Here is a 229-nt window from a genome sequence, read left to right on the forward strand (position 1 = left end):
GCACCCCTCCCGGGGTGCGTGAATTGAAACGTTATCAGTTTGTCACCTAAACAGTCAGTGAGTGTCGCACCCCTCCCGGGGTGCGTGAATTGAAACGTTGTGTTGTTGGTTTTCTCACGGCAAAGGTACGCGTCGCACCCCTCCCGGGGTGCGTGAATTGAAACGTCGACCTCGACGGGTCTGGCCACAACACCTACCTGTCGCACCCCTCCCGGGGTGCGTGAATTGA

It is taken from the genome of Porphyromonas sp. oral taxon 278 str. W7784 (assembly GCF_000467855.2).
GTDB lineage: Bacteria > Bacteroidota > Bacteroidia > Bacteroidales > Porphyromonadaceae > Porphyromonas.